This window comes from Neisseria flava (assembly GCF_982712965.1).
Genome location: NZ_CEXQBZ010000046.1, coordinates 1 through 10856, shown reverse-complemented (window position 1 = coordinate 10856; position 10856 = coordinate 1). Strand labels below are relative to the sequence as shown.

8 protein-coding genes and 2 pseudogenes are annotated in these 10856 nt (G+C 53.4%); 5 read left to right on the top strand and 5 right to left on the bottom strand.

The window, feature by feature from the left end; genetic code table 11:
- Positions 1 to 209: 209 nt before the first annotated feature.
- Positions 210 to 329 (top strand): annotated as a pseudogene (locus tag AC5M9B_RS03180) (IS5/IS1182 family transposase); the annotation flags it as partial.
- Between the two features lie 151 nt (positions 330 to 480).
- On the opposite strand, the gene fabF reads toward AC5M9B_RS03180, so the two are convergent.
- Entirely contained in the window at positions 481 to 1728 is a 1248-nt protein-coding gene (gene fabF / locus AC5M9B_RS03175) for a beta-ketoacyl-ACP synthase II (protein WP_487648243.1), read from the bottom strand.
- A 176-nt stretch (positions 1729 to 1904) separates the two neighbouring features.
- Positions 1905 to 2141, bottom strand: coding sequence for an acyl carrier protein (gene acpP / locus AC5M9B_RS03170; RefSeq protein ID WP_003742600.1), 237 nt, complete (start codon positions 2139 to 2141; stop codon positions 1905 to 1907).
- 856 nt (positions 2142 to 2997) lie between these two features.
- Between acpP and AC5M9B_RS03165 the strand changes: the two genes are divergently transcribed.
- Positions 2998 to 4449, top strand: a complete 1452-nt coding sequence (locus AC5M9B_RS03165; protein ID WP_070655288.1) for a DUF389 domain-containing protein — start codon at positions 2998 to 3000, stop codon at positions 4447 to 4449.
- A gap of 61 nt (positions 4450 to 4510) precedes the next feature.
- On the opposite strand, the gene AC5M9B_RS03160 is transcribed toward AC5M9B_RS03165, so the two are convergent.
- A complete protein-coding gene (locus tag AC5M9B_RS03160; protein ID WP_070655285.1) occupies positions 4511 to 6409 on the bottom strand; it encodes a bifunctional chorismate-binding protein/class IV aminotransferase in 1899 nt (632 codons plus the stop codon).
- Positions 6410 to 6576: 167 nt separating this feature from the next.
- Here AC5M9B_RS03160 and ppk2 point away from each other — a divergent pair, with 167 nt between their 5' ends.
- Together ppk2 and AC5M9B_RS03150 are read left to right on the top strand one after the other, a co-directional pair.
- Positions 6577 to 7506, top strand: a complete 930-nt coding sequence (gene ppk2 / locus AC5M9B_RS03155) for a polyphosphate kinase 2 (RefSeq protein ID WP_070655283.1) — start codon at positions 6577 to 6579, stop codon at positions 7504 to 7506.
- Between the two features lie 95 nt (positions 7507 to 7601).
- Positions 7602 to 8468 (top strand): TonB-dependent receptor domain-containing protein, encoded by an 867-nt coding sequence (locus AC5M9B_RS03150; protein ID WP_487648244.1) that lies wholly within the window; start codon positions 7602 to 7604, stop codon positions 8466 to 8468.
- A 131-nt stretch (positions 8469 to 8599) separates the two neighbouring features.
- Here the strand turns inward: AC5M9B_RS03150 and AC5M9B_RS03145 are convergent.
- A pseudogene (locus AC5M9B_RS03145) lies at positions 8600 to 8719 on the bottom strand (IS5/IS1182 family transposase); the annotation flags it as partial.
- A 97-nt stretch (positions 8720 to 8816) separates the two neighbouring features.
- Between AC5M9B_RS03145 and hutW the strand changes: the two are divergent.
- Positions 8817 to 10637, top strand: a complete 1821-nt coding sequence (gene hutW / locus AC5M9B_RS03140) for a heme anaerobic degradation radical SAM methyltransferase ChuW/HutW (RefSeq protein WP_209283057.1) — start codon at positions 8817 to 8819, stop codon at positions 10635 to 10637.
- On the opposite strand, the gene AC5M9B_RS03135 is transcribed toward hutW, so the two are convergent.
- Positions 10634 to 10856, bottom strand: a 223-nt coding sequence (locus AC5M9B_RS03135; protein ID WP_487648242.1) for a hypothetical protein, incomplete at its 5' end; no start/stop codon positions are given. The genes hutW and AC5M9B_RS03135 overlap by 4 nt on opposite strands.

Here is a 10856-nt window from a genome sequence, read left to right as displayed (position 1 = left end):
CCATCTGAAGGCGATGTGTTTGAACCTGTTGAAAGCGGCTAACAGGCTAAGTGTGCCTGTTGCCGCCTAAAAGGCGGCCCGGATGCCTGATTATCGGGTATCCGGGGAGGATTAAGGGGGTATTTGGGTAAAATTAGGCGCAATTAGGGGCGAAAACAGCCGAAAACCTGTGTTTGGGTTCCGGCTGTCGGGGGAAGGGCTTTTTTGCAAAGGTCTCCTATAGTGGATTAAATTTAAATCAGGACAAGGCGACGAAGCCGCAGACAGTACAAATATTACGGCAAGGCGAGGCAATGCCGTACTGGTTTAAATTTAATCCACTATATTTGTCCGATTCAAGATTAGATTGATGTGTCTGCTGGCAAGGTCGATGCTGCGGTTTGACTGATTTTGAAACATTGCATTATTTAAAAAGGTCGTCTGAAAAACCTTTGTTTCAGGTTTTCAGACGACCTTTTGTCTTGTTTCAAACCGCTTCAATCAGTCTTTGAAACGTTTGAACACCAGCGTACCGTTGGTACCGCCGAAGCCGAAGGAATTGGAGATGGCAACGTCGATTTTCGCGTCGCGCGCTTCGTTGGCGCAGTAATCCAAATCGCAGCCCGCCTCGATGTCTTGTTCAAAGATGTTGATGGTCGGCGGGGATTTTTGCTCGTGTACTGCCAACACGCTGTACAACGCTTCCACGCCGCCTGCCGCGCCGAGCAAGTGGCCGGTCATGGATTTGGTGGAGTTGACAATAACTTTACGGGCATGGTCGCCAAGCGCGCGTTTGAGCGCTTTGGTTTCGTTGGCATCGCCCAACGGAGTGGATGTACCGTGTGCGTTGACGTAATCGACGTCTTCGGGATTCAGTCCGGCATCTTTCAACGCGCGGGTAACCGCCAATGCAGGGCCTTCTTCGTTCGGAGCGGTGATGTGGTAGGCATCGGAACTCATGCCGAAACCGACGATTTCGGCGTAAATTTTCGCGCCGCGTTTTTTCGCGTGTTCCAATTCTTCCAACACCAGCACGCCCGCACCTTCTCCGATGACGAAACCGTCGCGGCCTTTGTCCCACGGACGGGAAGCGGTGACGGGATCGTCGTTGCGGGTGGAAAGGGCTTTCATTGCAGCGAAGCCGCCTACGCCCAAAGTGCTGATCGCGCCTTCGGCACCGCCTGCAATCATCACGTCGGCGTCGCCGTATTTAATCAGTCGGGCGGAGTCGCCGATGGAGTGCGCGCCGGTGGTACAGGCGGAAACCATGCCGTAGCTCGGGCCGCGGTAGCCTTTGAGGATGGTAACGTGACCTGCAATCAGGTTAATCAGCGAACCGGGAATGAAGAAAGGATTGATTTTGCGCGCGCCGCCTTCGATAACGGCTTTACCGGTGGCTTCGATGCTGGGCAGACCGCCGATGCCGGAACCGATGTTCACGCCGACACGGTCTTTGTCGAGGCTTTCCAATGCGTCCAAACCGGCATCTTCAATGGCTTGCAGCGCGGCGGCGATGCCGTAGTGGATGAACACGTCCATGCGGCGGGCTTCTTTCGCGCTGATGTATTGGCCGATGTCGAAATCGCGCACTTCGCCGGCGATTTGGCTGTTGATGTCGGATGCGTCAAAGCGGGTAATCCGGCCGATGCCGCTTTTGCCTGCGAGCAGGTTGCTCCATGCGGTGGCGACGTCGTTGCCGACCGGTGATACTTGGCCGAGGCCTGTGATGACTACTCTTCTCTGACTCATGATAATCTCGCTGTTGGTTTTCGGTGGGATGCGGCAAGATGCCGTCTGAAAATGATAATAGCGGTTCGGAATCGGATTCCGGGCGGCTATTATAACGGATTTTGCCCCACATATATAAGGTAACAGCCTCTATTGCGCTAACGCAGCAGAGGCTGGGGATGTTTGGTGCGACCGAATTAGCCGTTGTGGGCGTTGATGTAGTCGATAGCCAGTTGTACGGTAGTGATTTTTTCGGCTTCTTCATCGGGGATTTCGCAACCGAAAGCTTCTTCCAAAGCCATAACCAATTCTACGGTGTCCAAAGAATCTGCGCCCAGGTCGTCTTGGAAGGAAGATTCATTTTTTACTTCGGCTTCGTTTACGCCCAGTTGTTCAGCAACAATTTTCTTAACTTGTTGTTCGATGTTTGACATATCAGTCGTTCCTTTTGCCTTGCGGCGGGTTGTTTAAGAGAAATAAATTCGTCGGTATTGTACCGAGTTCGGATAGAGTTTTCCATCTAAGTCTGCATTCTAACACAGATTATTCTGGAAAAACCTGTTGTTGTGCATATTAGCATAGCCTGATTTTAACCTACAAGCGGGAATTTGTTTTTCTTTGGTATCAATAAGTTAATAAGCGGAAAGGTCGTCTGAAAACTGATTTCCCCGTTTTCAGATGACCTTTTTATGAGATTAATGGGGGCTTGGAAGTTAATGAGTAGCGTGGGCCTCGTCCGCGAGCCTGTTGTCCACAATTTGAATTTAGCGGTTATTCTTGCATTTATATCGTGGGTAGAACCCACGCTACTCGTTGTTGCAACGGAACTTGTCCCTTCCCCCGTCCGGCGGGGGAAGGTTGGGATTGGGGCAGGTTGCAGGCAAAAATAAGGTCGTCTGAAAACTTTGGGATTTGGGTGTTAGGGAAACCCGTTCGCGTTCATTTTCAGACGACCTTTTATTCAATCAAGGCAGATTTGGGATAACCCAAGTAGCGTGGGCTTTGCCCACGAAATCCACCATCCAACAACTAAATCCGACAACAGTCACATAGACTTTCATTTCGACATTCATTTCGTGGGCAAAGCCCACGTTACGGCTTGCTGTAACGGCAACTTTGCCCTTCCTTCATCTAACGGAGGAAGTTTGCGGACGTATGCTAATATATTGTATATTGCGGGAAGTGTGCCTGTCAGATTTAGCCGTAATGGCAAGGCATTATTTCATTACTCAAAAATTCTTTATGAACTTAGATGTTTAAAATAAACTATTAAAACTTTAGGATACGCACATGCAAGATCAGGAAGAAAGTAAAAATCAGGAAATACAAGAAAAGCAGGAACAAGAAGACAATGGTGCCATGACCAAGTTGCAAGATGTGTTCAATCTTGCGCATGACCAAGCTCATCCCGATAAGATCGATGCCACCATCCGCGCCAATACTCGGGTGACCGGAACCAATATGTGGGTATTGATGTTTGCCATTGCCGTGTCGAGTATCGGTCTGAATGTAAACAGCACGGCGGTAGTGATCGGCGCGATGTTGATTTCGCCGTTGATGGGGCCGATTGTAGGTATGGGTTACGGTTTGGCGGTAGGGGATACTGCGCTGATCCGTCAAGCGATGCGCAATATTATTATATTCGTCGTCATCAGCTTGATTACCGCTACGTTGTATTTCCTGTTAACCCCGCTCAAAGGGGCGCAAAGCGAGCTTTTGGCGCGTACTCAGCCGACCCTTTGGGATGTGTTGATTGCCTTCTTCGGCGGTAGTGCGGGTATTGTGGCGCTGACCCGAAAAGAGGGAGGCAATGCCATACCGGGAGTGGCGATTGCGACTGCATTGATGCCGCCCCTGTGTACTGCGGGCTACGGACTGGCACATGGCAACTGGCACTACTTTCTCGGTGCTTCATATCTTTTTGCCATCAACTGCGTGTTCATCGCTTTTTCGACCTTGTTGTTTTCCAAGCTGCTCAAGCTGCCGCGCAGGGGGTTGGTAAAAGAATCCAAACGCCGGCTGCAAAGTATCATGATTACTGCCGTCGTGTTGGCTGTGATGATTCCGAGCGGCTATATGGCATCAGGACTGGTGCGTCAGGAAATCTTCAACACCAGAGCCAATGCCGCCATTGCCACTGCGCAGCAACAGGAAGGTTTTTTCGTGCTGCGTAAGATGTTGAACCATAGAGAAAATAAAGTCGATCTGATTGTCAATGGAACGGGCAATGCCGAGAAAATTTCCGCCTTGCTGGTGAAAAGCCTTGAAGCGTCAGGTGTGAAAGCGCCGAAGGTAAACGTGGTTTATGCGGGAGGGAACGATGCCAAAATCGAAGAATTGCTGGCAAGCCAAAACAACTCGGTACAGTTGCAAAACGAGCTGAAAGAGCAGCAAGCCTACATCGATACCGTGCTTGCGGGCAAAACTGCCGATACCGCCGGTGCTGACGATGCTGCGGTACTCAAGGAAATAAAAGCCCAATATCCCGAAGCGGAAAAAATCGTTGTCGGACGCGGCTTGGTTTGGGAGAAAGCGCAAACAGAGCCTGTTTCCGAGCAGCCTGAAAGCAGCAAAAATACTAAATCGGAAACAGGCGAACATGACGATATTGTCGTTGTCTCGCTCGAATTTAAGGAGCCTTTGCCTGCCAAAGATCGCGAACGCTTACAGGCGTGGTTGAACCAGCGTTATGAGGGTAAGGCCGTGCGCATGTTTGTGAACACTCAAGCTTCAGACATATAACCCGTTTCACGAATACTCCGCCTGTCGGCTTTATCCGTTTTCAGGAAATCATTTATTGTTCCTAATAAACCAAATCCGCCTCAAACACGCCCCTCAAGGCGTTGGAGAGGCGGATTTTTTCTGCGCGCTCGAGCATGTCGCGGGTGATGTGGGTTTCGATGACTGCGTCCGCGCCCAAGTAGGTTTGCGGCTGCTGCAATACGGCTTGGCGCATGACGCCGTTGAGGATGTCCAAATCCAGAGACGGGGTGAGCCATTGCCCTTGGTATTTGACGAACACGTTGCTTCTGCCGCCTTCGAGCAGGAGGCCGTCTGAATTGAAAAACAGGCTGTCGAACGCGCCTTGTGTTTCGGCGGTTTGCCATGCTTGGTCGTACAGGGTGCGGCGGGTGGTTTTGAAGCGGCGCAGGTAGTCGCGGCGCGGGAGGGGTTGCGGGGCGGGGATGACGCGCTGCGGGGCGGACAGCTCGGCGGTGGCGGCATGGCTGAGAATGAGGCCGTCTGAAACGAGTTCGGCTTTCAGGCGGAAGAGGCCGTCGGGCAAGTCGGCGATGTATTGCCGGATTCGGGTTTCGCCATCGTCGGGCAGGGGCAGGTTGAAGGCTTGGGCGGAGGTTTTCAGACGACCTAAATGCAGGCCGAGCAGGCGGCATTGCCTGTTTTCTACGCGCATGGTTTCGAAGATGCCGAAGGCGGGGCGCAATTCGTTGAGGAAACGGGCTTTCCAGCCGCATTCCCGATATTCGGCGGTGGGGTCGCTGTCGATGACGATGCCGGAACCGACGCCGTACACCCCTTGATATAGTGGATTAACTTTAAACCGGTACGGCGTTGCCTCGCCTTGCCGTACTATCTCTACTGTCTGCGGCTTCGTCGCCTTGTCCTGATTTGTTAATCCACTATCTAGGTCGTCTGAAATCGAGTCTGAAACGGGTTTGAGCGATAAGGTGCGGATGACGACGTTGAATATGCCTTCAAACCCAAGCCCACTTTCGCATGGATTCAGGTAGCCGATGCTGCCGGTGTACAGGCCGCGCGGTTCGGCTTCGAGCAATTCGATAATCTGCATACTCATGCGTTTGGGCGCGCCGGTGATGCTGCCGCAGGGGAAGGCGGCGCGGAGGATGTCGGCGGCGGTGATGTGCGGCAGGGCTTGGGCTTGGATGGTGCTGGTCATCTGCCAGACGCTGCCGAAACGCGATACTTTAAACGGATCGGGCACGCATACTTTGCCGGTTTGGGCGATTTTGCCGAGGTCGTTGCGCAGCAAATCGACAATCATCACGTTTTCGGCGCGGTTTTTCGGGTCGGCTTGCAACTCGGCGGCGCGGCGTTCGTCTTGCCCGTCGCCCAAAATCGGCGCGGTGCCTTTCATCGGTTCGGTGCTGATGGTGCCGTCCGCACCGATTTTGAGGAAGAGTTCGGGCGAGAAACACAGCGTCCACGCGGATTTTCCTGCCGCATCGGGCAAGTGGGACAAAACGGCATAGGGGACGGGTTGGCGCAGGCGGCGGTAGAGGCTGACGGGGTTACCGTAGGCTTGCAGGTGCAGGCGGGTGGTGTAGTTGATTTGATAGGTGTCGCCGCGCCGGATGGCTTCGTGGATTTGGCGGATGCGGTCGAGGTAATCGGCTTCGGATACGGAGGATTGCGGCGTGGAGATGCCGGCGGGGAGGTCGTCTGAATTTTGGGCAAGCCAGCTTTCGGCATTGATATCGGCGCAGTCAGCAAACCAGTGCAGGGCAAGATTGCCGCCGCGTTCGGACGCTATCCCCATCAGCGGCAAACCGAATTCGTAGTCTGCAAACAACACAGCATGCAGCCCTTTTTGCCAGCCCTTTTGCAGCGCATCGTTTAGCGAATCCAGTTCGTTATGATGGAAAAGGCGGCTTTCCACATGATTTTGATAGAGTTTTGCGCGGCCGCTCACGGCATCGTCAAACAGGGCGAAATAGGGCATGGCTGTGGTGCAAATAGCCTGATTATACGCCGTTTTTACACAAATTAGCAGACCGCGCCGAAAAAAATGGCGCAGTGTAATTTTATGTAGTCCGCAGCAGCACAAAAGGAGTAAAATCAAGTCATCCCACACCATATCATTTCAAACTTAAGCAATAAGGAGACCCTATGGCAGATCATCAGTTAGAACCCTTCGAAAACGTTGAATTGGGCGAAAAACAAGACCAGTTACAAGTTTTTGAAAGAGCTGTTTTGGAACACGAAGGACGCGGTACGGACGAAGACTCCAGCAGCGCGCCGCTTCCCGCCAACTACCCCTACAAACAACGTATGCGCCGCGCCGCATACGAAAAAGAAAAACAAAAGCTGCAAATCGAATTGCTGAAAGTGCAAAGCTGGGTCAAAGACTCCGGCCAACGCATCGTCAGCCTGTTTGAGGGCCGCGACGCCGCAGGTAAAGGCGGTACCATCAAACGCTTTATGGAACATTTGAATCCGCGCGGCGCACGCGTTGTCGCTTTGGAAAAACCGACCACCACCGAACGCGGTCAATGGTATTTCCAACGCTACATCCAAAACCTGCCGACCGCAGGCGAAATGGTATTCTTCGACCGTTCATGGTACAACCGCGCCGGCGTAGAGCGCGTGATGGGCTTCTGCGAACCCAACGAATACCTGCTTTTCATGCGTCAAACCCCTGAATTGGAACGTATGCTCGTTGCCAGCGGCATCCACCTCTTCAAATTCTGGTTCTCCGTATCCCGCGAAGAACAACTGCGCCGCTTCATCTCCCGCCGCGACGATCCCCTGAAACACTGGAAACTTTCCCCCGTGGACATCCAGTCGCTCGACCGTTGGGACGACTACACCGAAGCCAAAAACGCCATGTTCTTCCACACCCACACCGGCGATGCGCCTTGGGTCATTATCCGTTCCGACGACAAAAAACGCGCCCGCCTCAACTGTATCCGCTACTTCCTGCATCAGTTGGACTACCCGGGCAAAGATGTGAAAGCCATCGGCAAAGTGGACGAAAAAATCGTCCTCGTCCCCGATACGCGCTACAAAGAGAAAACCGTCGATATCGGTCATGACTGATTGATCGGTCAGCTGTTTCAGCAGTAAAAAGGTCGTCTGAAAACCTGAAATACGGGTTTTCAGACGACCTTTTGTTTGTGTGGTAAAGGTCTTGGATACGGGCTGTCCTAAAAGATAGGCTGAACACCGAAACCGACCAAGCCTATCTCAACGCCAACCCTGACGGTACGGCAACCCGTTTCAACGATTCCGCACTCACGCCCAGCCTGCGCCTGAGTGTACCGATGGGCGAGCAGTTCACCGGTTTTGCCACTTATTCACAAGGCTTCCGCACGCCGCCGTTTGACAGCGCGACTATGGCGTTTGCCAACACAACCTACGGCTATGCCGTCATCCCGAATGCCAACCTCAAATCCGAACGCTCCAACAGCTTCGAATTGGGCATGAAGTTCAAAAACGAACGCGCCCGCGCGCAAGTTACCGCGTTCTACAACCGTTATCGAAACTTCATCGACCGCACCGAAGTCGGCACTGCCTCCATAGGCGGCTGCCCGATTATCCAGTACCAATATCAAAACCTGGATAGGGTCAAAACCTACGGCGCAGAAGCCTCCGCCGCCTACAAATTCCTGCCGGGCTGGCAGGTTTCCGGCAGCATCGCTTGGATGCGCGGCAAACAGCAAGACGGCACGCCGCTGGATTCCGCCTACCCGCTCAACGGCGTTTTGGGCATCGACTACGCGCAAGAAAAATGGGGCGTCGATACCAAACTGCGCTGGTCGAAAAAACACAGCCGCGTCAGCAGCGACAGCGTTTTCCAAGCGCCGGGCTACGGCGTATGGGATGTCGGCGCGTGGTACAGGCCGTCTAAAAACGTCGAAATCGGCGCGAACATTTACAACATCGGCAACAAAAAATACTGGCAACACGCAGACGTCGCCGGCATGAGCCGCTCAAGCGTGATGGATTTGTACACTGAAACCGGCCGCAATTTCGCCGCCCGTGTGCAGCTTAAGTTTTAACATGAACCCAAGAGGTCGTCTGAAAACAGGTCATGGGTTAAATGCCTGACACTCAAGCCAAACAGCAAATCAAATCTTTGATTTTTCAGACGACCTCAAGCCATCCCGCACAATGCCGACCTCAAAATTTATAGTGGATTAACTTTAAACCAGTACGGCGTTGCCTCGCCTTGCCGTACTATCTGTACTGTCTGCGGCTTCGTCGCCTTGTCCTGATTTAAAGTTAATCCACTATAGTCAGTTACCGATACTTTTCATTTTCTGTTTCCCCTCGCTATCGTCCCTTGACACTACCTATCACTAGTGATTTAATTTTCAAATATGGTTAATAATCATTTTTAATCAAATATGGAACAGCAGCTTGTTTGGACACCGCGCCAATCCGCGCCCAAAGCCTTTCCCGAACGGCAGGCGTTGATGCCGATATGGGGCGGCATACCGATTCCCCGTCCGCAATGGCAGAACATCTGGCGGCAGAAGCTCCCCCATGCCGCCGATTCCGACGCGCTCGCCTATCTGCACATCCCCTTCTGCGCCAACCACTGCGTGTTCTGCGGCTTCTACCGCAACGCATGGAAAGAGAGTTACAGCAGCGTTTACACCGACAAAATCATCGAAGAAATGGCGGCGGAATCCGAAATCCGCCAAGGCAACGGCAAAATCCGCGCCGTCTATTTCGGCGGCGGCACGCCCACCGCGCTGCAAACCCCGGACCTCGCCAGACTCATCCGCGCCTGTTACCAATACCTGCCGATTGCTGACGACTGCGAGTTCACCATCGAAGGCCGCATGAGCCATTTCGACATCGAAAAAGCCCAAGCCTGCATCGAAGCGGGCGCCAACCGCATTTCCATCGGCGTGCAAACCTTCGACACCGCCATCCGCCGCCGCCTCGGTCGCAAACACGGCGGCGACGAAGCCTTTGCCTATCTGGAAAAACTATGTGAAATCAATGCCGTCATCGTTGTCGATTTGATGTTCGGCCTGCCCAACCAAACCGACGCCGTTTGGCAAAACGACCTCGAACGCGCCACCGCCCTGCCTTTGTCCGGACTCGACACCTACGCCTTCAACCTCTATCCCATGCTGCCTATCAACCGCATGGTGGAGAAAGGCGCATTTCCCGCCCCGCCCGGTTTCGACGTTCAGGCAGACCAATACGCCTACGCCGTCGAAACGCTGGCGCAAAAAGGCTGGAACCAAGTCAGCAACAGCCATTTCGCCTATCCCGGCCGCGGCGAACGCAATCGCTACAACACTCTGGTCAAATCCAATATCCCCTGCTGGGCGTTCGGCTCCGGCGCAGGCGGCAACCTCGGCGGCTTCAGCTATCAGGTGCAGGGCGATTTGGACAGCTACCTCGCCACCCCGAAAGGCGAAAAAAACATCGCCTTCATGAGCGGTCACAGCCCGAACAAAACCCTGCTCGGACAAGTGCAGCACGACATGGAAACAGGTCGTCTGAATCCCTCGCTGTTTGACGGCAACGCCGCCGCGCAGAAGCTGATTGCCCAATGGCAGGCAATGCAGCTCTTTGAAGAAAAAGGTTCAGACGGCCTCATCCGCCTGAACACCAGCGGCCGCTACTGGTCGCCCACCCTCATCCGTAAACTCATGCTCACCCTTCCGACCCAAGAAAAGGATCAAACCATGCAAAAACTTTCATCCGAACAACAAATCATGTTGCGCCAATCATTGGAAAAAAATCCCGGCCAAGTGCTCGAAATGCTCGCCGGGCAAAACCAATGCAGCTTTGAAGACGTCATCCGCTGCCTGCCCGAAAACTGCATCCGCCAAACCGAAGGCAGCCGCATCGTCGAAATCCTCCAAGCCGTCGCCGCTTGGGACGAAGCCGTCACCTTCATCGCCCACACCCCCGACGCCATCGTCGAAGTCACCGGCAAACTGCCCGGCGGCAAAGTCGGCCGTGGCTTCTACAATTTCGACCACCCCGAAACCGACGGCGGCGTACACGGTCATATCTATTACGAAAACTGCGCCGCCATCTACCTTTTAGAGCGTCCGTTTATGGGCAAAGACACCTGCTCGCTCAACTTCATCAACCGCAACGGCGGCGCCATGTTCAAAATCTTCGTCGGCCGCGACGAAGCAGGCGAACTCAAACAACACCAAATCGAAGCCATGAGAAAACTGTTTGAGGCAGCTTAAACAGGTTTCAGACGACCTTTGGCTGGAACCGATAAAAATTGCCGCATTCCTGCACAAACGAAATCATCTTCCGGCATCGCAAATATCCGATGATTCGACAGGCTGCCTGCAAGATTGGCGTTTGCCCAAAGTAAGCTTGCGCTTACCGCCCTCTCCCTAGCCCTCTCCCACGGGGAGAGGGGATTGAGGATACTGAGATTCAACCATTTTGGGCTTCTC